The sequence below is a fragment of the Phenylobacterium sp. VNQ135 genome (genome assembly GCF_049445735.1).
In the GTDB taxonomy this organism is placed as follows: domain Bacteria; phylum Pseudomonadota; class Alphaproteobacteria; order Caulobacterales; family Caulobacteraceae; genus Phenylobacterium.
Genome location: NZ_JBMSDS010000004.1, coordinates 1 through 21272, shown reverse-complemented (window position 1 = coordinate 21272; position 21272 = coordinate 1). Strand labels below are relative to the sequence as shown.

At 67.4% G+C, this 21272-nt stretch carries 23 protein-coding genes; 14 read left to right on the top strand and 9 right to left on the bottom strand.

The window, feature by feature from the left end; genetic code table 11:
• On the top strand, positions 1 to 381 hold the full coding sequence (locus ACO2Q0_RS14870; RefSeq protein ID WP_423352300.1) for a phage holin family protein: 381 nt from the start codon (positions 1 to 3) through the stop codon (positions 379 to 381).
• 1 nt (position 382) lies between these two features.
• The gene (locus tag ACO2Q0_RS14865) at positions 383 to 1249 is read left to right on the top strand and encodes a DUF3618 domain-containing protein (RefSeq protein ID WP_423352299.1); all 867 of its coding nucleotides are present in this window, start codon (positions 383 to 385) and stop codon (positions 1247 to 1249) included.
• Between the two features lie 71 nt (positions 1250 to 1320).
• Here the strand turns inward: ACO2Q0_RS14865 and ACO2Q0_RS14860 are convergent, their stop codons facing one another.
• Positions 1321 to 1542 carry an ammonium transporter family protein gene (locus tag ACO2Q0_RS14860; RefSeq protein WP_423352298.1) on the bottom strand — a complete coding sequence of 74 codons (222 nt, stop codon included), beginning with the start codon at positions 1540 to 1542 and terminating at the stop codon, positions 1321 to 1323.
• Between the two features lie 137 nt (positions 1543 to 1679).
• Here ACO2Q0_RS14860 and ACO2Q0_RS14855 point away from each other — a divergent pair, with 137 nt between their 5' ends.
• Entirely contained in the window at positions 1680 to 1979 is a 300-nt protein-coding gene (locus ACO2Q0_RS14855) for a hypothetical protein (RefSeq protein WP_423352297.1), read from the top strand.
• A gap of 7 nt (positions 1980 to 1986) precedes the next feature.
• Here the strand turns inward: ACO2Q0_RS14855 and ACO2Q0_RS14850 are convergent, their stop codons facing one another.
• From ACO2Q0_RS14850 to ACO2Q0_RS14825, 6 genes are all read right to left on the bottom strand, one after another.
• Positions 1987 to 3222, bottom strand: a complete 1236-nt coding sequence (locus ACO2Q0_RS14850) for an MFS transporter (RefSeq protein ID WP_423352296.1) — start codon at positions 3220 to 3222, stop codon at positions 1987 to 1989.
• Positions 3223 to 3326: 104 nt separating this feature from the next.
• A complete protein-coding gene (locus tag ACO2Q0_RS14845; RefSeq protein ID WP_423352295.1) occupies positions 3327 to 3578 on the bottom strand; it encodes a DUF378 domain-containing protein in 252 nt (83 codons plus the stop codon).
• 64 nt (positions 3579 to 3642) lie between these two features.
• Positions 3643 to 4818, bottom strand: coding sequence for a zinc-dependent alcohol dehydrogenase (locus ACO2Q0_RS14840; RefSeq protein WP_423352294.1), 1176 nt, complete (start codon positions 4816 to 4818; stop codon positions 3643 to 3645).
• Positions 4819 to 4829: 11 nt separating this feature from the next.
• Positions 4830 to 5393 carry a hypothetical protein gene (locus ACO2Q0_RS14835; RefSeq protein ID WP_423352293.1) on the bottom strand — a complete coding sequence of 188 codons (564 nt, stop codon included), beginning with the start codon at positions 5391 to 5393 and terminating at the stop codon, positions 4830 to 4832.
• A 150-nt stretch (positions 5394 to 5543) separates the two neighbouring features.
• Entirely contained in the window at positions 5544 to 6149 is a 606-nt protein-coding gene (locus ACO2Q0_RS14830; protein WP_423352292.1) for a DUF4142 domain-containing protein, read from the bottom strand.
• Positions 6150 to 6194: 45 nt separating this feature from the next.
• Positions 6195 to 7157 (bottom strand): aspartyl protease family protein, encoded by a 963-nt coding sequence (locus ACO2Q0_RS14825; protein ID WP_423352291.1) that lies wholly within the window; start codon positions 7155 to 7157, stop codon positions 6195 to 6197.
• 113 nt (positions 7158 to 7270) lie between these two features.
• Here ACO2Q0_RS14825 and ACO2Q0_RS14820 point away from each other — a divergent pair, with 113 nt between their 5' ends.
• The 4 genes from ACO2Q0_RS14820 to ACO2Q0_RS14805 all read left to right on the top strand — a co-directional run bounded on the left by ACO2Q0_RS14820 (position 7271) and on the right by ACO2Q0_RS14805 (position 12085).
• On the top strand, positions 7271 to 7504 hold the full coding sequence (locus tag ACO2Q0_RS14820) for a hypothetical protein (RefSeq protein ID WP_423352290.1): 234 nt from the start codon (positions 7271 to 7273) through the stop codon (positions 7502 to 7504).
• A 97-nt stretch (positions 7505 to 7601) separates the two neighbouring features.
• Positions 7602 to 10418: a cyanophycin synthetase gene (cphA, locus tag ACO2Q0_RS14815; protein ID WP_423352289.1), complete on the top strand. Its 2817-nt coding sequence runs from the start codon at positions 7602 to 7604 to the stop codon at positions 10416 to 10418.
• The gene (locus ACO2Q0_RS14810) at positions 10411 to 11292 is read left to right on the top strand and encodes an isoaspartyl peptidase/L-asparaginase family protein (RefSeq protein WP_423352288.1); all 882 of its coding nucleotides are present in this window, start codon (positions 10411 to 10413) and stop codon (positions 11290 to 11292) included. The genes cphA and ACO2Q0_RS14810 overlap by 8 nt, the downstream gene beginning before the upstream one ends.
• A complete protein-coding gene (locus tag ACO2Q0_RS14805; RefSeq protein ID WP_423352287.1) occupies positions 11285 to 12085 on the top strand; it encodes a cyanophycinase in 801 nt (266 codons plus the stop codon). Before ACO2Q0_RS14810 ends, ACO2Q0_RS14805 begins: the two co-directional genes overlap by 8 nt.
• On the opposite strand, the gene ACO2Q0_RS14800 is transcribed toward ACO2Q0_RS14805, so the two are convergent.
• The gene (locus ACO2Q0_RS14800) at positions 12086 to 13162 is read right to left on the bottom strand and encodes a beta-N-acetylglucosaminidase domain-containing protein (protein ID WP_423352286.1); all 1077 of its coding nucleotides are present in this window, start codon (positions 13160 to 13162) and stop codon (positions 12086 to 12088) included.
• 76 nt (positions 13163 to 13238) lie between these two features.
• On the opposite strand from ACO2Q0_RS14800, the gene ACO2Q0_RS14795 reads away from it, so the two are divergent.
• The 3 genes from ACO2Q0_RS14795 to ACO2Q0_RS14785 all read left to right on the top strand — a co-directional run bounded on the left by ACO2Q0_RS14795 (position 13239) and on the right by ACO2Q0_RS14785 (position 15846).
• Positions 13239 to 14396 carry a saccharopine dehydrogenase family protein gene (locus tag ACO2Q0_RS14795; RefSeq protein WP_423352285.1) on the top strand — a complete coding sequence of 386 codons (1158 nt, stop codon included), beginning with the start codon at positions 13239 to 13241 and terminating at the stop codon, positions 14394 to 14396.
• Positions 14397 to 14406: 10 nt separating this feature from the next.
• Positions 14407 to 15300 (top strand): sugar kinase, encoded by an 894-nt coding sequence (locus tag ACO2Q0_RS14790; protein ID WP_423352284.1) that lies wholly within the window; start codon positions 14407 to 14409, stop codon positions 15298 to 15300.
• A gap of 321 nt (positions 15301 to 15621) precedes the next feature.
• Positions 15622 to 15846 carry a hypothetical protein gene (locus tag ACO2Q0_RS14785; protein ID WP_423352283.1) on the top strand — a complete coding sequence of 75 codons (225 nt, stop codon included), beginning with the start codon at positions 15622 to 15624 and terminating at the stop codon, positions 15844 to 15846.
• Between the two features lie 4 nt (positions 15847 to 15850).
• Here the strand turns inward: ACO2Q0_RS14785 and ACO2Q0_RS14780 are convergent, their stop codons facing one another.
• Positions 15851 to 16024 carry a JAB domain-containing protein gene (locus ACO2Q0_RS14780; RefSeq protein WP_423352282.1) on the bottom strand — a complete coding sequence of 58 codons (174 nt, stop codon included), beginning with the start codon at positions 16022 to 16024 and terminating at the stop codon, positions 15851 to 15853.
• 640 nt (positions 16025 to 16664) lie between these two features.
• Here ACO2Q0_RS14780 and gatA point away from each other — a divergent pair.
• The 4 genes from gatA to ACO2Q0_RS14760 are packed head-to-tail and all read left to right on the top strand — an operon-like array spanning position 16665 to position 21113.
• Positions 16665 to 18146 carry an Asp-tRNA(Asn)/Glu-tRNA(Gln) amidotransferase subunit GatA gene (gene gatA, locus ACO2Q0_RS14775; protein WP_423352837.1) on the top strand — a complete coding sequence of 494 codons (1482 nt, stop codon included), beginning with the start codon at positions 16665 to 16667 and terminating at the stop codon, positions 18144 to 18146.
• 6 nt (positions 18147 to 18152) lie between these two features.
• Positions 18153 to 19016: an isoaspartyl peptidase/L-asparaginase gene (locus tag ACO2Q0_RS14770; protein WP_423352281.1), complete on the top strand. Its 864-nt coding sequence runs from the start codon at positions 18153 to 18155 to the stop codon at positions 19014 to 19016.
• Positions 19017 to 19047: 31 nt separating this feature from the next.
• Positions 19048 to 19638 carry a hypothetical protein gene (locus tag ACO2Q0_RS14765; RefSeq protein WP_423352280.1) on the top strand — a complete coding sequence of 197 codons (591 nt, stop codon included), beginning with the start codon at positions 19048 to 19050 and terminating at the stop codon, positions 19636 to 19638.
• Entirely contained in the window at positions 19635 to 21113 is a 1479-nt protein-coding gene (locus ACO2Q0_RS14760; protein ID WP_423352279.1) for a B12-binding domain-containing radical SAM protein, read from the top strand. The genes ACO2Q0_RS14765 and ACO2Q0_RS14760 overlap by 4 nt, the downstream gene beginning before the upstream one ends.
• The last annotated feature ends 159 nt before the right edge of the window (positions 21114 to 21272 follow it).

The window sequence follows — 21272 nt, the reverse complement described above, 5'->3', positions numbered from 1 at the left end:
ATGAGGACTGACGCTCGGAGCCTGCCCGAGCTGGTCTCGCAGCTGACCACGGACCTCGCCACCCTGGTGCGCAAGGAGTCCGAACTGGTCCGCACCGAGATGACCGAGAAGCTGCACGCGGCGGGGAAGGCGGCCGGCGAGATCCTCGCCGGCGGCATCTTCGTGCTGGCCGCCCTGGGCGTGCTGCTGGCCGCTCTGGTCGCGGCGCTCTCGGAGTACATGCATCCGGCCTTCGCGGCGCTGATCGTCGGCGTCGTCGTGGCGGCGGTCGGCATCCTGCTGATCCGCGCGGGCCTGAAGATGCTGAAACCTGAAAACCTCAAACCCGACCGGACGGCGCGCCAGCTCCAGAAGGACGCCCAGCTTGTGAAGGGAAAATAGGATGACCAAGTCATCGGCAGACGTGGAGCGCGAGGTCGAGGCCACGCGCGGGCAGATCGACCGCACGGTCGAGGCCCTGAAGGAAAAGATGCAACCCAAGGAACTGTTCGACGAGGCGACGAGGATCATGGGCGGAACGAGCAACAAGGTCCTGACCACGGTGGTGGAGCAGGCCAAGGAGAACCCGATCCCGATCGCGCTGATCGGCGCCGGGATCGCGTGGCTGGCGCTGAGCCAGGGCCGGAAGCGGGACGGCTACGACCCGTATTCGAGGCAGGGCTACTACGAGACCTATGAAGGCTACGACGAGGGCGGCGGCCTGAAGGGCAAGATCAAGTCCAAGGCGCGCGACGCGGTGCAGGCCGCCAAGTCCGGCATCTCGACGGCCAAGGACAAGGTCTCTGGCGCAGTCGACACGGCCCGGACCTCGACGTCGGACGGCGTCGGCGCGGCCAAGACCCGCGCCAGCGGCCTGATGGGCACGGTGCAGACCCGAGCCAGCGACATCGGTCAACGCGCCCAGGCCCGCTATCAGGACACCCTCGACACCGAGCCGCTGATCATCGGCGCGATCGGCCTGGCGGTGGGCGTGGCCATCGGCGCCTCGTTCCCGGCCACCCGCACCGAGAACCGCTACATCGGCCCGCACCGGGACAAGCTGGTCGGCCGCGGCCGCGACCTGGCCAAGACCTCGCTCGAGGAGGCCCGCTCGGTGGCCGAGCGCGCCTATGGCCAGGTGAAGGAAGAGCTGCATCGCCAGACCGGTCCGGAAGGCGAGGGCTCGACCCTGAAGGACAAGGCCAAGGCGCTCGCCGACGCCGGCGTCTCGACGGTGCGCGACGAGGTCGACACCCGGCTGCAGCACTAGCCGCGCCGGCCTGAAACGACGAAGGGCGGCCCGCGAGGGCCGCCCTTTTTGCTGCGCCGATCCGCACGGGATCAGTGCTGGTGCTGGTGCTCGCCGGCCGGCGGCTTGGGCGCGTCGGGCTTGGGCGCCTCGGTCTTGTGGCCGTCGCAGCAGGGCATGGGCTTGCCGTCCTTCATCTGCTCGCAGCAGGGCTTCTTGTCCTTGCAGCAGGCCATTTCCTCGGCGGCCAGCGCCCCGCCGGCGCCGAGCACCGCGAGCGCCAGGCCGAGACCGGCGGACTTCCAAACGTTCATCTCGACATATCCCCTTCCAACTGGACGCCGGACCATATCCGCCGGAGGGGGTGCGGCGGAAGTCCGTAGGACTACCTCGCCGGGAACCGTGGAGCCCCCCTGAGCCTTCACCGTCCGATCAGACCTAGGAGAGACCGATGACGAGGATGTCGAAGACGGCGGCCACAGCCGTAGCCCTGCTGGGCGGCGCGGCCCTGCTCACCGCCTGCGGGGACCGCGAGCGGGAGGCCGAGGCGAACACCGGAACGGCGACGGCCGAGGTCAGCACGACCCTGCCCGAGAGCCAGGTGACGGACGAACAGCTCAAGGCGGCGGCCGAAGGCGCCGCGGCCGTAGCCGAGACCCCGCAGGGCTCGAACACCGCGGTCGTCGTGACCCCGCCGTCGGATTCCAGCGGCACCACGACGGCCCCTACCGGCTCGCCGCCGCCGAAGTAGGCCAAGGCTAGGCGGCGGCCTTCCAGATCCGGAGGGCCGCCGCCGCCCGCCAGCCGAGCCACGCGGCCGGCAGCATGAAGAGGCCCGCGGCGAACACCGGCGCCCAGGGGCCGACCTCCGAGAACAGCATCCCGCCCAACAGCGGCCCCAGCACGCGCGACAGCGAGCCGGACGCGGTCGCCGCGCCCAGCACGGCGCCCTGACGGTCGGCGGTGGCCGCGGCCGAGGCGATGGCCAGGCCCGCAGGCTGCCACGCCGCGTGGCCGGCGACCGAGAGAAGCAGCAGGACGGCGGCCAGCCAGCCCCACGGTGCGCCGGCCATGGCGCAGGTGGCGGCGGCGGCGATGAGAAGGCCGGCGACGATCGTCGTCCCATTGCCGAGCCGCCGGACGAGGGCCCCGGCGATCATGCCCTGGGTGAGGGCGGCGGCGACGCCGGTCAGGGCCATCACGAACCCGACCTGCCGAGGACCCCAGCCGAAGCGGGCGTCCATCCAGAGGCCGAGGACGGACCACAGCGCCGAACTCGCGAAGAAGCCGAAGAAGATGGTCCCGAAGATCAGGGTCAGGACGGGATGGCCGGCGACCTCCTTCAGGCCCGCCAGCGGATTGCGGCGCGGGCCGGCCGCCGCGCCCGGCGTGCGGAATTCGCGGACGAAGGCCAGGATGCCGATCACCGCGACGCCGCAGAGCGCCGCAGCCAGCAGCAGCGGCGGACGGAAGCCCGCGGCGCCGAGTTCCGGCCGCGCCATCAGCCCGCCCACCGCGGGGCCCACGACGAAGCCGACGCCGAAGGCGGAGCCGACCAGCCCCAGGCGGCCCGCCAGCCGCTCGGGCGGCGAGACGTCGACGATGTAGCCCTGGATGGCCGACATGTTGCCGGAGAAGAAGCCGGCGAACGCGCGCGCGGCGACGGCCAGCCAGATGTTCGGCGCGAAGGCCAGGCCGACGTAGCCCAGGGCCGAGCCCACGATGGTGACCAGCAGTACAGGCCGCCGCCCGATGCGATCCGAGAGGCGTCCCCAGGTGAGCTCGCCGAGGAACTGACCGGCCGAGAAGACCGAGAACAGGAGGGTGACCTGCCAGGCCTCGGCCTCGAACACGTCGGCGAAGAAGGGCAGCAGCGGGATCACCACGCCGAAGCCGATCAGGCTGAGGAAGACCAGTAGCAGCAGGACCGGCAAGGCGGCCCGGGGCGCCTCCCGGGTGGGCGCAGACGCCGGCTGTGGGTCAGTGGGAGGCATCGCCCGGGCTTAGCGTCCCGGAGGAGCCGCCTCCACCCCGAAAAACAACGAGGCCCCGGCTCGTCGCCAGGGCCTCGCGAGATCTTGGCGGTGAACGCCCGCGGTTAGCGGTGGGCCATCCGGCCGTGATCGGCCTCGGCCTGCACTTCGCCGACGCGCAGGGCCTTGAAGAACGGCATCAGCTGCCACAGCGCCGACAGGCCCACGAGGCCATAGACGACGCGCGACAGGCCGCTGTCCTGGCCGCCGAACAGGTTGGCGACGAGGTCCAGCTCAGGACCGCCGAGCGCCACGAGGCCCCAGTTCAGGCCGCCGACGATGACCAGAGCCAGGGTGATAACGTTGAGCCACTTCATGTACGTCTCCCATTGTCAGGCCCCGTGCTCGCGGGACCGCTGTGCAGTTACGGGCGAAAGTCGCTCACGGCTTCAGCAGCACCTTCACGCAGCCGTCCTGCTTGTCCCGGAACATCTTGTACATGTCGGGGCCCAAGCCGAGCGGAGCGGTGTGGGTGATGAGGAAGGTCGGGTCGATCTCGCCTTCGTCGATCCGGCGGAGCAGGTCGTCGGTCCAGCGCTTCACGTGCGTCTGGCCCGTCCGGATGGTGAGGCCCTTGTTCATGACCGCGCCCATCGGGATCATGTTGGACATGCCGCCATAGACCCCGGGGATCGACACCGTGCCCGCCGCCTTGCAGGCCATGATGGCCTCGCGGAGCGCGATCGGGCGTTCGGTCTCGAGCTTGAGGCCGGTCTGCACGCGGTCGATCAGCTCGAGCACGGCGGTGGGACCGTGGGCTTCGATGCCGACGGCGTCGATGCACTTCTCGGGGCCGTGGCCGCCGGTCATGTCCTTCAGCGCCCGCAGGACGTTCGTGCCGCGACGGTCGAGCACCTGGGCCCCCAGGCTGGCGGCCATCTCGAGCCGCTCGGGCACGTCGTCGATGGCGATCACGCGCTCGGCGCCCATGACGATGGCCGACAGGATGGTGAAGAGTCCGACAGGGCCGCAGCCCCAGACCGCCACCGTGTCGGTGGGCTGGATGTCGGCGAAGGCGGCCGCCTGCCAGCCGGTGGGCAGGATGTCGGAGAGGAAGATGTAGCGCTCGTCCTCGCCCGTCTTCGGCACCTTGACCACCGTGGTGGCGGCGAAGGGCACGCGCAGGTACTCGGCCTGGCCCCCGGCGTAGCCGCCGGTGATGTGGGAGTAGCCGAACAGGCCCGCGGTGGTGTCGCCGAAGAAGGCCTTGGCCAGGTCGGCGTTGCGGTTGGTGACCTGGCAGACCGAGAAGTTGCCGGCCAGGCACTGTTCGCACTGGCCGCAGATCATCTGGAAGGGCACGACGACCCGGTCGCCGACGTTCAGGCCGGCGGCGCGGGCTTCGGCGCCCACCTCGACGACCTCGCCCATGGGCTCGTGGCCCATGACGTCGCCCTTGCACATGGTCGGCACGAAGCCGTTCATCAGGTGCAGGTCGGAGCCGCAGATGCAGGTGGTGGTGATCCGGACGATGGCGTCCTTGGGATCCTCGATGATGGGATCCGGCACCTCCTCGCAACGGAGGTCCTTCTTGCCTTGCCAGCAGATGGCTTTCACGGGGCTTCCTCCTACTCGCAGGTGCGCTTGACGGTGCTCATCCGCCAGGCGGCGAGCACGTCCAGGGCGGTGACGGCGGCGACGACGCCCAGCGCGAGGCGGACGTTCTTGCGCTGGGGGTTCTCAGGCTTGTCGAGGGACCGGAGGACGGCGATGTCGAAGACGTCGCCGGCGACTCTGGCCCAGAGCGCCGTCGTGCAGGTCGGGTCGCTGACGAGCCGAAGCCCCGTGGCCATTTCGCGGGCGCCGAAGACGAGCTGCACGACCTGCGGGTTGGCGTTCATGCCCAGGAAGCGGTTGACGCTCTTCGGCGCGGCCAGGCCCCATACGCCCAGGCCGATGGCGTTCTGGCCGAGTGTCCCGGACAGGGTGGGCGTGAGCGCAGGCTTGGCGCGGACCCGGTCGGTGGCGAGCGTCACGCGCTTGCCGCCGGGAAGCCCGATGGCCGCGGAGGGCGAACGGGCGAAGTTCTGGAAGGCCTCGCCGTTCAGCCAGCTGCGGGCTTCGCCCGCGCCGGATGCGGGCCCGTCGCCGCGTGAACGCGGCGCCTCGGATGGGAATTCTGAGAGCGACACGTCGGGCTCCTCTCGATCTGGGGTGGAGTCGCCCCAAGAGACGGTCGAGGAGGCGGTCCTGTTCCCTCGAATGTCGAAAGATCGTGCCGGCGCTTACGAAAACGCCCGCCGGAAGTCCGGCGGGCGTCGTGATCTGGCCTGGTCGGCGGATTACTTCATGCCGGCCTTGAGCTGGTTCACCTTGTCGTGGTGTTCCTGGATCTTGGGCGCGGCCTTCTGGGCGAGCGCCTTCAGGTCGGCGTTGTCGCCGTTCTGGGCGTAGCCGGTCATCAGGGTGTGCGCCTCGGCGTGGGCGGCGTCCTGCTGGGCGATGTAGGCCTTGTCGAAATCGGCGCCGTTGGCGGCCCGCAGGTTGTCGAGCATGCCCTTGCGGCGCTGGTCGAGTTCGGCGGGCGGCGTCATGTTGTTCTTGGTGAGGACGGCCTTCATCTCGTTCGACATGGCGGTGTGGTCGGTGACCATCTGCTTGCCGAAGGCCTTCACGTCCGCGGACTGCGCCTTCTGCTGCGCCATCTTGCCGGCTTCGATCTCGTACATGTCGCTCATGCCGGCGTTCGAGACGAACGCGTCCGTCGAATTGGCGCCCATGGTGGAGGCCGAGACGGAGCCGACGGCGGCGCCGACGGCGTCCTGAGCGGCGTTCACGGGTTCGCTCTGGCCGGGGTTGGCCTCGTTGGTCGCAGCCTCCTGCCGATTGCAGGCGGCGAGCGTCAGCGCAGAAGCAGCGGCGGCGCAGATCAAAAGCGCACGGTTCATGGACGGCATCTCCCTATCCGAAGTCCTTGGACCCGGAATGCCGCGCTAGGGTCTTGGTTCCCGGACAAGCCGCGCCGTGGCGGGAATCAGGAACAGGCGGCCGCCGTCGAGGTCGAGGGCCATGCGGTAGCGGCGGAAGAGGCCGGAGCCCAGCAGCCCGCGGGGGATCGGGCCCCGGGCGCTCGGCGCGTAGATCTGCACATCGACGCCCCGCAGGGTGAGGCCGGCCGCCTCTACGGTGCGGGCGCGCACCAGCCGGTCGAGGCTCTGGCCGCCGAGGCTGACGGAATGGGCCTGTTCGACGCGACGGCCCGGAGCCAGCAGCCCGGCCTCGCGCGCGGCGTCGACCGACAGCGCCAGCACGCCCGTCGCGCCGGTGTCGACCAGCACGTCCACGGGCGCCGATCCCTCGATGCGCACGGCGGTCACCGGCGCGCCGCCGACCATCCGAACCGCCGCCTGGCGCGCGTCGGGCGGCGGGCTGTAGGCGCTGGGTCGATGGAAGCGGACCCGGCCGCGCGGGAAGTCGGCCTCCAGCACCAGCTCGCGCAGGACGTCCCGACCCAGCAGCATCTGGAACGAACGGCCGGTGGCGGCGGAGAGGCCGGCGATGTCGAGGACCGCGGCGCGCATGCCGCGCACGGCGAGCCCCTGAAGCCCCAGGTCGAGGCGCACGGTGTGCGTCAGGCTGGGCTGGCCGCTGACGCCGTAGGCCAGCATCGGGAGCGTCATGGCCTTGGGCAGGTCCAGGCTCTGGGCGAGCGTGGCGTCGATCGCCGAGAACTGGGCGCCGCTGTCGACGACGATCCGCAGCGGATGGCCGGCGACCTCTCCGTCGATCTCGATGAGGCGCGCTTCGTCGGGCAGCGCGATCCAGGGCGTGCTGGGCTCGGCCGCGAAGGCGATCCGCGGCGGCGGCCACGGCAGGCGGTCGCGCAGGAGGTAGAGCGCCGTCCCGCCGGTGGCGAGAAGGCCCAGGCGCGAGAGAAGGGCGCGGCGGGAGATCACCGCCCGTCTCTAGCGGCAAGCCTCGGGCGGAAGAAGGGCGGCGTCATTTGCTGGATCGGGGAACGGGCGCGGCGCTCGTGGGTCTCCGTCCGGTCAGCAGAAGGAGACCCTTCATGGGACGTGAAACCGGACAACCCGACGGCGGCCAACACACCGGCGGCGGACAGCAGGGCGAGCGTGTCGAAGGCACGCTGACGAACGGCGGCAGCCAGTCCGGCGAACGCAGTTTCGCACCCCGCACGCCCGGGCCCGCCGAGCCCCACGGCGGGGCCGGTCCGGAAGGTGGCGGCCGGCAGGGCGATCAGGACAGGCCGGACGGCGACTACGACGATCACGGCTATGGCTGAGGCTGAAATTCTCTAACGTTCTCATTTGTTTGTCACAGGAACCCGGCGCCGGATGGGTGACGTTGAAGCCTTAGGGAGCCACTTCGGGGAACACCTCGTGACAAACGAATTCACGCCGGCGCTCGGACCTATGAAGGTCCTGGAGCGCGCGGTCTATCGCGGCCCGCACCTGTTCGGGAGCGTGCCGATGGTCCGCTTCCAGCTCGACCTAGGGTCGCTGGAGGAGATGCCCAGCAACCGGATCGACGGCTTCGTCGACCGGCTGCTGGCGCTCTTGCCGAGCGTCGGCGATCACGCCTGCAGCCTCGGCCACAAGGGGGGCTTCCGTGAACGCCTCCGGGAAGGCACGTGGATGGGACACGTCGCCGAGCACGTGGCCATCGAGCTGCAGCGCCAGGCCGGCGCCGACGTGACCCTGGGCAAGACCCGTTCGGTGAAGGGCGAGCCTGGCGTCTACAACGTGCTGTTCGCCTATGAGGAAGAAGAGGTCGGGCTGCTCGCCGGACGGCTGGCGCTGGAGCTGGTGGACAGCCTGCTGCCGGCGGACCTCGCCGGCGTGCGCAGGCTCGACATCCTCCACAAGGGCCTGGGCGACGGTCCGTTCGACCTGGAGCGCGCGGTCGAGGAACTGAAGCGCCTGGAGCGCCGCGTGGGGCTGGGGCCGACCACGGACTCGATCGTCGCCGAAGCGCGCCGCCGGGGCGTGCCCGTGATGCGGCTGGACGACCGGTCCCTGGTGCAACTGGGCTGGGGGCGCCGGCAGCAGCGCATTCGCGCCAGCATCACCGGCAAGACGTCGTTCATCGGCGTGGACACCGCCTCGAACAAGGACCTCACCAAGTCGCTGCTGGCCCAGGCCGGCGTGCCGGTGCCGCAGGGCGAGGTGGTGCGCAAGGCCGACGACGCCGTGCGTGCGGCGCAGCGGATCGGCCCGCCGGTCGTGGTCAAGCCCCTGGACGGCAACCATGGCCGGGGCGTCAGCACCAACCTGACCGAGCCGGACACCATCCGCCGGTCGTTCGAAATCGCCGCCAAGATCAGCCGCAACGTTGTGGTCGAGAAGTACTTCCCGGGCAACGACCACCGCCTGCTGGTGGTGGGCGGCGAGCTGGTCGCCGTCGCCGAGCGCGTGCCCGCGCATGTGGTGGGCGACGGCGCGAGCACGATCGCCGAGCTGATCGCCAGGGTGAACAAGGACCCGCGCCGCGGCGAGGGCCACGAGCAGATGCTGACCAAGATCAAGGTCGACGCGCTGGTCGAGGACCTGCTCGCCTTCCACGGCATGACGCTGGAGAGCGTGCCGGCGGACGGCCAGACCGTGCTGCTGCGCGACACCGCCAACCTGTCCACGGGCGGCACCGCGGTGGACCGCACCGACGATATCCACCCGGACAACGCCTGCATCGCGATCCGCGCGGCCATGACGCTGGGCCTGGATATCGCAGGCGTGGACTTCGTCTGCCCGGACATCTCGAAGTCGGCGCGCGAGTTCGGCGGCGGGGTCGTCGAGGTGAACGCCGCGCCGGGCTTCCGCATGCATCTGCAGCCGACGGTCGGACGGCCGCGGCCGGTGGCGCCCGCGGTGGTGCGGATGCTGTTCCCGAAGGGCCGCACGGGCCGCATCCCGATCTTCGCGGTCACCGGCACCAACGGGAAGTCGACGACGGCGCGCATGCTCTCCCACATCCTGCGCCAGACGGGACAGACGGTGGGCCTGACCAACACGTCAGGCGTCTATGTGAATTCCGAGCGTGTGATGAAGGCCGACGCGTCGGGCCCGAGGAGCGCCCGGATGGTGCTGCGCGACCCGATGATCGACGTGGCCGTGTTCGAGGTGGCCCGGGGCGGCCTGCTGCGCGAAGGCCTGGCCTTCGACCGTTGCGACGTCGGCGCGGTGACCAACGTCACCGCCGACCACCTGGGGCTGCGAGGCGTGGACACCGTCGAGGACCTCGCCTGGGTCAAGTCGGTGGTGGTGGAGAACGTCGACGAGCGGGGCGTCAGCGTCCTGAACGCCGACGATCCGCTGGTGGCGGCGATGCGCCGCCGGGCGACCGGCAGCATCGCGTACTTCACCCTTCGCGGCGGCCGAGCCATGCCGCGGTTCCTGCGCGACCATGTCGAGCGCGGCGGCCTGCTGGTGGCGCGCGAGGCCGACGAAGGCGGCGGCGAGCTGGTGATCCACCAGGGCGGACGCCGGCGCCTGCTGATGCGGGCGGCGGAGATCCCGGCGACGCTCGGGGGGCTCGCGGAATTCAATGTGGCCAACGCCCTCACCGCGGCCGCCATGGCGGCGGCGCACGGCGTGCCGGCCGAGACCATCCGGCTGGCGCTGGCCACGTTCGGCACCTCCTTCGAGCAGAACCCGGGACGGCTCAACCTGTTCGACGGCCATGGCTTCCGGGTGATCATGGACTACGCCCACAACCCCGCCGGACTGGGCGCGCTGGGCGACCTGCTGCAGAAGCTTCGGCCCAGCTACGGGCGGCAGATCGGCATGGTCACGGTGCCCGGCGACCGGCGGGACGAGGACATCCGGGAGATGGGCGAACTGGGCGGCCGCATCTTCGACGAGGTGGTGCTGCGGGAAGATCCCAGCCGCCGCGGACGCGCCGAGGGCGAGATCATCCGGCTCCTGAGCGAAGGGGTGAGGCGCGCCGGCATGCCGGGAGACCGCATCCACCGGGTCGCAGACGAGCTGAAGGCGGCGGACGCCTGCATGGCGCTGGCGAGGCCGGGAGACCTGGTCGTGCTGACGCCCACCGAGGTCGAGGACATGTGGCGCCATGTGCTGAGCTACCGCGTCCGTCGCCGGGACCACGGCGACGGACGACCCGCCGAGGTGCTTCCGGCGGAGGCGTCGAGCTGGGCGCCTCGCGACCCGGGCGCGGAAAGGCCGGCCGCCCATGCTTGACGCCAAGCAATCCGAGCAGACGTGGGCCGTGATCCTGCATGGCGGCTGCAAGCCCCTGAAGACGAGCGAGGTCGAACCCAACCGCGAGGGGCTGCAGGACGCGCTCGCCGAGGCGGTGGCCGTCCTGAGCTCCGGCGGCTCGGCCCTGGACGCCGTAGAGGCCGCCGTGCGGGCGATGGAGGACGATCCGACGTTCAACGCCGGCCGGGGCTCGAAGACCAACGCCGAGGGCGAGGTGGAGTGCGACGCCTCGATCATGGATGGGGAGACGCTGGAACTCGGGGCCGTCTGCGTGCTCAAGGACACGCTGCATCCGGTGAGCGTCGCGCGCGCCCTGATGCCCGAGACCGAGACGCTGCTGGCGGGCGAGGGCGCCTACCGCTTCGCCCAGCGCCGGGGTCTGGCCCAACCCGGCATCGGCAAGACGCTCGCCGCCGCGGGCGAGGGGACCACGACCGTCGGCTGTGTGGCGATGGATCAGCAGGGGCGGCTCGCCGCCGCGACCTCGACGGGCGGCACCGGCGGCTCCAAGCCTGGCCGCGTCGGCGACTCGCCGCTGCCGGGGCTTGGGGTCTATGCGAACAAGGCGGGCGCGATCTCCGCCACCGGCCAGGGCGAGAGCATCGCGCGCGCCATGCTCGGCGCCCGCTGCGTCATCGCCATGGAGAACGGCATGTCTCCGCAGGAGGGGGTGGATCACGCCCTGACCTTCCTGGGAGGCCTGCCGCCGCATTCCGGCATGATCGCGCTGGACGCCCAGGGCCGGATCGGATGGGCCTTCACCGGGGACCAGATGACCGTGGCGATGGCGACCAGCGAAGCCCCGGACCTCCGGATAGAGATCGCCGGACTGGAGAACGCAGAGGATGCCTGACCGCGGGGTGCTGATCGCCATCGGCGGTCATGAGGACAAGGACGGCGACCGGAAGATCCTCAAGGAGGTGGCGCGGCGGCTGGACGGCGGCGTCCTGGTGCTGGCCACCGTCGCCAGCCACGAGCCGGAGGGCTATTTCGAAGCCTACGAGCAGGCCTTCGCCGACCTGGGCGTGACCGACCTGCGGGAGCTTTACGTCCAGGACCGCACGGAGACGACCGACCCCGAGAAGCTGGCGCTGTTCGAGGGGGCGGCGGGTGTGTTCTTCACCGGCGGCGACCAGCTGCGGATCTCCAGCCAGATCGGCGACACGCCGGTCGAGACCCGCGTCCGCGAGATGCTGGACCGCGGCGGCGTCATCGCCGGCACCTCGGCCGGCGCCTCGATGATGAGCGAGACCATGCTGGTGCGCGGCTCGAACCAGGAGAGCTACCGGATCGGCGACCTGCACATGGCGCCGGGCCTGGGGCTGGTGCGCGACATGATCATCGACCAGCACTTCGCCGAGCGCGGGCGGATCGGGCGGCTGCTGGGCGCGGTGGCGCACAATCCGCGCGTGCTGGGCGTCGGCATCGACGAGGACACCGCCGCGATCATGGAGCGTGGGCGGCTGACGGTGATGGGCGCCGGCGCGGTCTATGTGGTGGACGGCGCCGACGTGAGCCATTCTAACATCGCCGAGGGCTCGGAGCAGGAGGCGCTCTCGATGCACGACGTGAAGCTGCACGTGCTGAGCGCGGGCGACAGCTTCGACCTGCGGCGGAGACGGCCGGAGTCGGCGCGGAGCGGCTAGCTACTGGGTCTGGAGCTCGTCGGCGCCGATGGCGTAGGCGCCGGAAAGCCAGGCCTCGATCTCGCGGGCGGCCGGGTGGTCGTGTTCGGCGAGGCGCTCCCGCAACCTGTCCTTCAGTTCGGCGGACATGCCGTCGAGGCCGGAGTCCTGCAGGGCCAGCAGGTTGCGCTCGATGAGGGCGGCGAAGTCCTGGCCCAGCACCCGGACGGCCGCGCGGCGGAAGCTGTCGGCATAGGCGTAGGCGTCGCCCTGGGCGTAGCTGTCGACGAGGGTGAGCGCCGGGATGCGGCTGAGCACCGCCTGGGAGGCGGTGTTGATCCCGTGGGCGGCGAGGTGGCCGCCGATGGCCGCCGGCCGGCCGGTGAAGGCCCGCAGGTGCAGGTAGCGGCTCATGCGCGGGCCGTCGTTGACTGGATAGTTGTCCCAGAGGAACGGCTTGCGGCGCATCTGGCCGGCCACCCGCTCGAGGTGGGCAGGCGTGATCTGCAGGCTGCAGACCTCCTCGCCCGTCCACATCAGGTCGATGGCGGGATCGAGCCCGGCGCCCAGGTCCTGGAGGTAGTTCGGCGGCCTGTGGCCGAACGCGCGGTCCAGCACCGGATCGTCGGAATAGTAGCTGGGGCAGACGACCAGGCGGGCGTCCGGAACCCGATCGGCGATCCAGTGGACGATCTCCACCTGGCCGCGGGCGAGGTCGGGCAGGTCGCCGCGCATGTCGTCGAAGAAGACGCCGAGATCGTCGAGCCCGAGGGACGCGAGCTGGTCGAGCTTGGCGGCGAGGGCGGTCTTCGAACCCGTGTCGAAGTCACGGTAGAGCTCGTAGGGGGAGAGGCCCACGCCGAAGCGCACGCCGGTCTCGCGGCAGGCGGAAGCGAAAGCCCCGAGCGCCGCAAGGTCGCCGTCCGGATAGGGCTCGCGCCAGCGCTTGCGCAGGAAGCCGTCCGCCTTGGGCGCGTAGAGGTAGAAGCCGTAGCCGGCGGGGCCCAGCGCCCGGACCATGTCGGCGCGCTCGTCCCACGTATAGGGGCGGCCGAAGAAGCCTTCGATGATTCCCAGCGGAGGATTCGGGGGCGGCATGGCCGGACCATAGGCGAGCCATTGCGATAACGCCGTAAATTCGTAAGGGTGTGGCTCCAAGAAGAGGACGCCTGACATGCACGCCGACGCCGAGTTCGACCTGATCGTCTATGGCGCCAGCGGCTACACCGGCCGGCTGGTGGCCGAGCACCTGGCGCAGCGCTACGGCGTGGGCGGCGAGGTGAAGTGGGCGATGGCGGGGCGCTCCGCCGAGAAGCTCGCGCAGGTGCGGGACGAGATCGGCGCCCCGAAGGACACGCCGCTGGTCGTGGCGGATGCGGACGATCCGGCTTCGGTGCGCGAGATGGTGCGCCGGACGAAGGCGGTGATCACGACCGTCGGACCCTACCAGCTCTATGGCTCGGACCTGGTGGCCGCCTGCGCCGAGGCCGGAACCGACTACCTGGATCTGTGCGGCGAGCCGAACTGGATGCGCCGGATGATCGACGCCCACGACGCCACGGCGAAGGAGACCGGCGCGCGCATCCTGTTCTCGTGCGGGTTCGATTCCATCCCCTTCGAGCTGGGCGTGTACTTCGTCCAGCAGGCGGCGAAGGATAGGCTGGGCCAGCCTGCCCGGCACGTGAAGGGCCGGGTGCGGAAGATGCAGGGCGGCCTGTCGGGCGGCACCGCGGCCAGCGGCAAGGCGACGATGGAGGCCCTTCAGAAGGACCCCTCGCAGCTGGCGGTGATGATGAGCCCCTTCGGCCTGACCCCGGGCTTCGAAGGCCCGGCCCAGCCGCCCGGGACGGCGCCGGCCGACGACCCCGACGTGGGGCCGGTCACGCCGTTCATGATGGCGGTGATCAACACCAAGAACGTCCACCGCTCGAACCTGCTGATGGGCCACGCGTACGGCCGGGACTTCGTCTACGACGAGATGACGATGGGCGGTCCCGGCGGACCGGCTACCTTCACCGACCTGGGCTCGCTGCCGGGCGGCGGACCGAAGCCGGGCGAGGGGCCGACGAAGGCCGAACGGGAGGCCGGCTTCTACGACCTGCTGTTCATCGCCCGGGCCGATGACGGCCGGCAGGTGCGCGCCGCCGTGAAGGGCGACAGGGACCCCGGCTACGGTTCGACGTCGAAGATGCTGGCCGAAACGGCGATCGCGCTGGTGAACGCGCCCGACGTGCCGGGCGGCGTCTGGACGCCCGGCGCCGCCCTGCAGGGCCGCCTGGTGGACCGGCTCGCGAAGCATGCGGGGCTGACGTTCGAGGTCGAAGCGGCTTGAAGACGCCCCCGTGGCGCGCGTGATCTCGATCGGCGAAGTCATGGTGGAGCTCAGCCTGGCGGGCGGGAGCGCCGCCGCGCTGGGCTATGCCGGAGACACCTACAACACCGCCGTCTATCTCGCGCGGTTGGGTCACGCGGCGGCCTACGCCACGGTGCTGGGCGACAGGGACCCCTTCAGCCGCGGCATCGTCGAGGCCGCCGCCGCCGAGGGGATCGACACGAGCCTGATCCGCCGGGTCGAGGGGCGCGTGCCGGGGCTGTACGCCATCCAGCGCGAGCCGGACGGCGAGCGGCGGTTCTTCTACTGGCGCGGAGAGGCGCCGGTGCGTCAGGTCGCGGAGCTTGCCGATCGCGCGGCCCTCAGCGCGGCGGTCCGGACGGCGGACCTGACCTATTTCTCGGCCATTACCCTGGCGGTGGTGGGCGAAGCGGGGCGCGCGTGGCTGACGGGCCTGGCGAGCGAGGCGCCCGCCGTGGCCTTCGACCTGAACTACCGTCCGCCGCTGTGGCCCGACGTGGCGACGGCCCGCGATGCGATCGACCGCGCGGCGACCAGCGCTCGCTTCGTGTCCGCCAGTGCGGACGATCTCGACGCCTTGGATCTGGGCGAGGCGGCGCCGGAGCGCTGGGCCGCGGCCGGGGCCGAGGTGATCCATCGCCGCCGCGACCACTCCCTGCAAATCTTGAGCGCGGACGCCGAACCCGTGCACATCGCGCCGGCGGACACCGTGAAGCCTGTCGACACCACGGGCGCGGGGGACAGCTTCAACGCGGGCTATCTGGCCGCGCGGCTGAACGGGGCTCCCCCCGAGGAGGCCGCGGCCGCCGGCCGCAGGCTGGCCGCCGCCGTGGTGCAGCACATCGGCGCGATCATCCCGCGCGAGGCCATGCCAGACGCCTAGGCCGAACGGATGAGGCCGCCCGGCGTGAACCGGACGGCCTTCAGTTCGACACGCCTATGGCCAGAAGTCCTTCAATCGGGACCCGAGCCAGAAGACCAGGATCCAGAAGATCACGACCGCGGCCAGGGGCAGAACCCTGTCCCAGCGGATGCGCATTTCGTCCCTCAAGTACGCTCCCCCCACAACGCAGGGTGGCGGAGTTTTCGCCGCCCTGCAACAGCCCAGGCATAGAACCCTAAGAATCCCAGTGACTTGCGTCGGATACCCGCCATTTGACCCTGGTCAAGACGGAGGCTGGAGGAACGAGGCATAGTCCAGTGCATGAGCGCACACCGTCACATCGGTTGGAAGCGGGCGATCGGCGGCGCGGTGCTGGCCGTCGCCGGATCGGTCGCCCTGTCGGCCATGCTGTGGTCGATCTCGGCCTCGGACAGCTGGTCGATGCGGCTCGGATTGGCGCCCGCGGCGGTCGCCTCGGCGGTGGCCCAGACCATGGTGTTCGTGGGCGTCTGGCTGCTCTGGAGCGCGTTCCGGGCCCGCCGCTAGGCCGTCACATCAGGCCCAGCGCCTTGAGGCTGGCGACGCCGTCGCGGCCGACGACCAGATGGTCGTGGACGGAGATACGCAGCGCGCGCGCGGCGTCGACCACCTGGCGCGTCATGTCCACGTCGGCGGACGAGGGGTGCGGGTCGCCCGACGGATGGTTGTGAACGACACGACTCAATTTACTAAATAATTGAAAACACGATAGGAAATGTGCCACCCGGGGAGCACTGGGGACGCGGATTGGGGTGAGTTAACTACCGTCCCCAGTTTCGATACCGTCCCCAATTCGTAGAGGCACTCTGGCTCCCGCAGGCTCACGGCTTCCGGCCGATCTCATATACCGCCTAGTCTGGAGGCCTTCAGGAAACCGTCCCCACCAGACGGGCTATCTTCGATCGCCGATCGGCCGAAATCAACGGCGCAAGCGTGCAAGCTAGACCGCTGCCGAGCGATGACTACCGTTTGCCAAGGGAGTTTGAACCCGCGCTTCGGTCGCGGCGCTCTGGCGAGGCCCGAAGAGCGTGTTTCACCGTCAAGCTCAATCGATCGAGCGTGGCGGCCGAATGCAGACACTCTAGCGGCTAAACGGCAGTGCAGTCCGCAGTCTGGCGCCCGTTCGATTTGCTGCCTCTGCATCGAGGGGCAAACTGACGGCTAAGCGCTCCCGCCGCTTCCAGCCGGCCACGGCGCGTTAGCGATTTCCGCCCAGACCGGCGATTAGCTCTCCTCGCCGCGCTTTCCTTCGAGTACAGTCTCGCACTCAACGATCCCAGACGCTATGACGACGCAAGATCGCTTAGAGAATGCCGGGTTTGAAAATGAAGCTAGCGTTGAAAAACATTGATCCATCGCCTTCGCCACCGCTGACCTTGGCGGAGACGCTAGCTAACCGGGACCTGGAAGCGATCGATAACGCGGAAGAGCATATTCGGCGCATCGAGGCGCAGGCTGATCTGAATGCCTATATTACAGTCAGCTCCGAGCGCGCTCGCGCTCAGGCGGAGCGATCAGGTGATAGGTTGCGGCGGGGGGATGGGCGAGCGTTGGAGGGAGCCCCTCTGGCCGTAAAAGACAATTTCTGTACGGAAGACATTCGAACGACCGCCGGGTCGCGGATTCTAGAAAACTTTATACCGACCTATGAGTCCACGGTGACCGCCCGACTTCTGGCTGCCGGTGCTGTATTCCTTGGAAAGACCAACATGGATGAGTTCGGAATGGGCTCATCTACTGAGAACAGCGCCTATGGACGTACACTAAATCCGAGAGGCCTCGCACTTGGCTACAACGACCTCGTTCCTGGAGGATCATCGGGAGGCTCAGCAGCAGCGGTCGCGGCAAACCTTTGCCTAGCGTCAGTCGCGACCGATACCGGTGGCTCGATTCGGCAGCCCGCGAGCTTCTGCGGCGTCGTCGGCTTCAAGCCATCGTACGGAGCGTGCTCACGATGGGGCGTGGTGGCCTATGCATCGTCTCTTGACCAGCCCGGTGTCATCACGAAGACCGTGGAAGATGCGGCCATAATTATGGACGTCATTTCTGGAAACGATCCCAAGGATAGTACGTCTTGCCCGCACCCGCCTGGCGACTTTGTTCAAGATCTGAACTCCTGCCCGGAGAGACCCATCGTCGGCATTCCGAATGCATTTAGGAATGTGGAGGGTTCGCCAGACTTAGAGGCTTTGTGGAGCAATATTGAGGACCTCCTGCGCGAGTCTGGTGCGGAGGTCCGATACATCGACCTACCTAGTGTAAGATACAGCCTTCCCGCCTACTATGTACTTGCTCTTTGCGAAGCTTCATCGAACTTGGCCCGATATGACGGAGTGCGGTATGGATACCGCGCCGAGGGCGTAAAGTCGCTTACCGAAATGTATGAAGTTACGCGTGCTCAAGGCTTTGGGGAGGAAGTAAAAAGGCGTGTATTACTGGGAACCTTTGCGCTTTCTGCTGGATACTACGATCAGTACTATCTGAAGGCCGCAAAGGTGCGATCTGTGGTGTCGCGCGAAATGGCCACGGCATTTGAAGACGTCCACTGGATGGTCTGGCCAACCGCGCCGAGCCCAGCGTTCGGCTTTGGGCAACATACGAAAGATCCGCTTTCGATGTACCTTGAGGACCTTTTCACTGTTCCGGTCAACCTCGCAGGCCTGCCCGCCATCAGTGTGCCTGGGTTCACCGCCAAAAATGGTCTACCCATGGGCTTCCAACTGGTGGGCCGCCTAGGTGGGGATGTTGGTGTTCTGGCGTTCGCCAATCGTCTGGAGCAGTTGCTGCGTGTGGCGACGAAGCAGTAGGCAGTTTTGACTCTCCATCGACCGCAGCTGATCCTCCACGGTGGCGCAGTAGCTGACCCTGATTGGTCAAACCCTGAGGCGCTCGCATATCTTGCTGAGTGCTGTGAGCTTACGTGGGGCAAGCTCTTGGCTGGCGAGTCTGCGGTTCGAGCTGCTCAACTCGCCGTTCGGCATCTGGAGATGTCCGGGCGATTTCTCGCCGGGAAGGGCGCTCACCCGAACCGCTTGGGAACGTTTGAACTCGATGCGTCGATCATGGATGGTGCGACAGCCAGCGGAGCGGGTGTTGCCTCCGTCACGCAAGCGAGGGCAGCGATCGATCTAGCAGAGCGAACGCGTTGCCAAACGACCTGCACCTTACTCGTGGGCTCTGGCGTTCGTATTGCGTTTCCAGACGATCCTGCCTGGCTGGACGAAGGTGAGGAATATTTCGCGCCGTTACCCGACTATTCGATCGCGGCTCAGAAATCGGGTCTCGGAACAGTCGGTGCCGCAGTTGTCGATCAAGATGGGCGTTGTGCAGCCGCCACCGCGACCGGCGGCGTAATGGGCAAGGTTCCAGGCCGGGTTGGCGATACGGCGGTTTTGGGCGCGGGCACGTGGGCGACCGAAAAGGCGGCAATTTCTTGCACCGGGCAGGGGGAATACTTCGTTCGTGTTGGCGCAGCAAAGGCCGTCGCCGATCGGCTTGCCTGGTTGGGAGAGGACGCCGAAGAAGCACTTCGCCATACGATAGACAGCGTCAGCCGGTTGGGGGGGCTAGGGGGTATCATCGCGGCGACACCCGTTGGCGTAGCTTGGGCTTCGAACACCGCGGGTCTTAAGCGCGCTTGGATAGATAACGACGGTGTATTACAAGCTGCAGCCTGAGCGCGATTCGTCACGGGTCTAGGGGGAGATGTTGGATCAGGCGTCGCCGAACGCTTCTGATGGGCAACCGCAGCGATTGGTGCGCGGCGCGATGATCCTATTCTTTATTTCGGCTGCTTTGCTTGCGGCGATGGTCTTGTCGGTAAGCAGTGATGTATCGTTTGCGGCGCTAACGAGTTTGATACGCCGTCACGCAGACATGTTCACGGGGTTCTTTTATTCTATTCTTTCGTTTACGCTATTTTACATTATAATAGTCTTCATTCTAGCGTCGAGGATGTTTCTCGCAGAACGCATTTTTGCACTGTTGGCGTGTGCTATATCCGCTGGAAATACAGTTCTTTCATTTGCGTTGCTTTACGGGGCCTTGGGCCTCAAGCGTGACGGTGTAGCTATCCTGCCTTCCGCATTTGAGTCCGTCTTCTTTTCCTCCATGGTTTTCAGCGGGAATGGATGGGCAGAATATTCGCCGAACGCGAACAGCTACACGGTAGTCGCTGTTCAATCGGTAGCGAGCTATGTATTTATGCCTCTGCTACTATCTGCCTTGGTATTGCTTCTCGACGTAAAAACAATGCCCTTGGTGGGGTCTGTATTCTCAGGACGCGAGAGCACTAAGTGAAGGTACTATTAATTAACACAGGGAATGATCCTGGAATTGGCGGCAACGCCAATGAGAATGCCTACCCGCCACTTGGCGTCATTTCGTTGGCCACTGCGCTAGTAAGTGAGTTCAAGCAAGATATCGACGTTGAAGTTATCGATTGCCAGGTTGTTACTGCGGCGTCTGCGGTCGATGTAATTATCCGGAAAAGGCCAGACCTGGTTGGCCTAAGTATGTATTCTACGTCGATAAAGAATACGATCCAGATGGCACAAGTTGCGGCGTCGGTAGGTGCTCGTGTCATCGTCGGTAACGACCACGCATCAATGCATGCCTCGCTGTTGTTAAGCAAGGTGCCTAGTATTGAGTTCATTTGTACGAATGATGTCGGCGAAGAGACCATACTGGCCCTTGTTAGTCACCTTCGTGGCGAGCGTAGCCTGGAGGATGTCCCCCTGCTGGCATTCAGGGGCGCAAACGGGGAAATTCATCAGACCAAATCCTCGCGATACGCGCCAGGATCTTCCCTCGATGACTTGCCGGTGCCAATGCGTACCCTTCTCGGGGTTGAGTATTGGGACGAATACGCTCGTCGATTTCATCTGCAGGAGCGACGGTATTGGGATTTTGAGCCCGAGACTAGGGTCTCCACGATCAATCGCGCGCGCGGTTGCGCGCAGATGGCCAACCCTTGCCGGTACTGCGGCATCGCAGACCTATCGATCCGGTACTCGACGGCACCATGCTTTTGGGCCGATGTCCGCGCCGCTCGGCAAGACGTCGGTGCCACGGTTCTCTACGAAGCCTTCGATAGCGCTTCGAGCGCACCAGCCGTGTTGAGATCTTGGCTGAAGGGTCGGCCGGACGACCTTTCGGACACGGCGTTCAAGATGTACGCGCAAGCTTTCGAGTGCGACTCTGCACGGGTCGAACTCTTCAAGCGTCTTAATGTGTTCTGCCTGAACATGGGCCTGGATAGCGGTGATGACCACGTCCTCAAGCTCCTCAAGGGTGATCGTCACTCTCTGCAGGGATCGAAAGAGGCCTGCCTACGGATAGCCGATGCAGGGATCGAGGTTTACACGTCGTTTGTCCTGCTAGGCCTCGGCGACGCCGATACCACTCGGCGCTCGTTGGACAAAACTGTCGAGTTCGCTGAGTGGCTTATCGACAATTCGTCGGTGGTCAGCTTCGATTCCGCACTGATGTATCCCGACAAGGCGGCTCCCATCGGCCGCTTGATATGGCACCCGGAAGAAGCAGCCTCTACAGCGCGTGATTTGGGGTGGGATTTCCTAAATCTTGAGAGGCTAAAGATCGTCTCGGATAGGTGGCGAAGCGAGGTATATCTCGACCCGCTTGAGCTGTGCTCTGACTTCGCATCGGTGTGTGGTGTGGACGGGGCCATGCTGATGGAATACGCGGCTATCTTGGAGCAAATGGCGAAGAAGGCTTCGCTCAACTTCGGTCGTTCGCAGGGCGGGCCGCAATGACGGCTACCAGCATAATCCCTATGTTTCTGATGTGTGTTTCGGCTTGCAAAAGTGACCCCCATCTCGGGGATATCGGCGTCCAAAAATGACCCCCTGTCCTTGAGGCTTTGATGGCCAGATCGGCGGCTTGTGTAGCCGCGGATCGAGACGGGGATGTTG

Bases quoted from the DNA above. Each gene is read 5' to 3' on its own strand.
- ACO2Q0_RS14870 (WP_423352300.1), top strand. From the start codon at position 1: ATGAGGACTGACGCTCGGAGCCTGCCCGAGCTGGTCTCGCAGCTGACC.
- ACO2Q0_RS14865 (WP_423352299.1), top strand. From the start codon at position 383: ATGACCAAGTCATCGGCAGACGTGGAGCGCGAGGTCGAGGCCACGCGC.
- ACO2Q0_RS14860 (WP_423352298.1), bottom strand. From the start codon at position 1,542: ATGAACGTTTGGAAGTCCGCCGGTCTCGGCCTGGCGCTCGCGGTGCTC.
- ACO2Q0_RS14855 (WP_423352297.1), top strand. From the start codon at position 1,680: ATGACGAGGATGTCGAAGACGGCGGCCACAGCCGTAGCCCTGCTGGGC.
- ACO2Q0_RS14850 (WP_423352296.1), bottom strand. From the start codon at position 3,222: ATGCCTCCCACTGACCCACAGCCGGCGTCTGCGCCCACCCGGGAGGCG.
- ACO2Q0_RS14845 (WP_423352295.1), bottom strand. From the start codon at position 3,578: ATGAAGTGGCTCAACGTTATCACCCTGGCTCTGGTCATCGTCGGCGGC.
- ACO2Q0_RS14830 (WP_423352292.1), bottom strand. From the start codon at position 6,149: ATGAACCGTGCGCTTTTGATCTGCGCCGCCGCTGCTTCTGCGCTGACG.
- ACO2Q0_RS14820 (WP_423352290.1), top strand. From the start codon at position 7,271: ATGGGACGTGAAACCGGACAACCCGACGGCGGCCAACACACCGGCGGC.
- ACO2Q0_RS14810 (WP_423352288.1), top strand. From the start codon at position 10,411: ATGCTTGACGCCAAGCAATCCGAGCAGACGTGGGCCGTGATCCTGCAT.
- ACO2Q0_RS14805 (WP_423352287.1), top strand. From the start codon at position 11,285: ATGCCTGACCGCGGGGTGCTGATCGCCATCGGCGGTCATGAGGACAAG.
- ACO2Q0_RS14800 (WP_423352286.1), bottom strand. From the start codon at position 13,162: ATGCCGCCCCCGAATCCTCCGCTGGGAATCATCGAAGGCTTCTTCGGC.
- ACO2Q0_RS14795 (WP_423352285.1), top strand. From the start codon at position 13,239: ATGCACGCCGACGCCGAGTTCGACCTGATCGTCTATGGCGCCAGCGGC.
- ACO2Q0_RS14785 (WP_423352283.1), top strand. From the start codon at position 15,622: ATGAGCGCACACCGTCACATCGGTTGGAAGCGGGCGATCGGCGGCGCG.
- gatA (WP_423352837.1), top strand. From the start codon at position 16,665: ATGAAGCTAGCGTTGAAAAACATTGATCCATCGCCTTCGCCACCGCTG.